Source organism: Aquimarina hainanensis (assembly GCF_042684685.1).
Classification (GTDB): Bacteria; Bacteroidota; Bacteroidia; order Flavobacteriales; family Flavobacteriaceae; genus Aquimarina; species Aquimarina hainanensis.
Genome location: NZ_JBHULX010000043.1, coordinates 1,207 through 2,155, shown reverse-complemented (window position 1 = coordinate 2,155; position 949 = coordinate 1,207). Strand labels below are relative to the sequence as shown.

Annotated in this window: 1 protein-coding gene; it reads left to right on the top strand. The window is 42.6% G+C overall.

Features of this window, described 5'->3' with window-relative positions; genetic code table 11:
- Positions 1-949: DUF6443 domain-containing protein (locus ACFSTE_RS20565; protein ID WP_378298375.1), on the top strand; the 949-nt coding region annotated here is incomplete at both ends.

The following is a 949-nucleotide window of genomic DNA, read 5'->3' as shown; positions in this document are numbered from 1 at the left end:
GCTTTTAGCACTCTTGATTTTAAAGATAATAGTACTCGTATTCAGACAAAGGCTACTGGTTATTCGATTCCTTTAATTTACAGCAAAGGCTATTTGATTTACAGGGTTCGTGCAGTGGGACATTACACGACTAACATTTCAAAATACCAATACGGTCGTTGGAGCAGTGGGGTTCTTCCCAAAACAAGGGTTTCAGATTGGCCTGATTATTATACAATTACTTCGGATCATGAAGAAGGCAAGAACTGGCAGTTTCAGGCGAGTTATGCAGAAGAAGGGAAGAAGAAGGAAGTGGTTAGTTATTTTGATGGTACGTTGCGTAATCGTCAGACAGTTACCAAACTCAATACGGACGATCATGTTGTTGTTGGCGAAGTTATTTATGACGCTCAGGGTCGATCAGCCATAGAAGTGTTGCCAGTACCTACAACTTCGTCACAATTAGGGTATGTTCGAGATTTCAATCAGAGTTCATTATTGCCTGGAGCTCCCTATGATTATGAAGATTTTGATTTGGATCATCAGAATATTTTGGATCAGCCAACGACAGATAAGGGCATGGATCCTTCCAGTGGAGCGAGTAAATACTATGGATTGGCAAACGATCTGACAACTCCTTTTCGTTCTCGTATTGCAGATGCAGGGGGTCATCCGTTTTCACAGATAGAATATATGCCTGATAATACAGGTCGTATCCGCAGAAAAAGCGGGGTAGGAATCACCCATCAGCTAGGAAGAGGCAAAGAGATGGAGTATTATTATGGTACCCCCGAGCAGAAAGAATTAAACCGTTTGTTTGGTTATAATGTAGGTCATCACGGTCATTATAAGAAGAATCTGGTCATTGATCCTAATGGTCAGGCAAGTGTTAGTTATCTCGATCCTCAGGGTCGTACCATTGCTACGGCTTTATCGGGCGATGCAGCGGGGACAGGGTTAACGGGGCTTT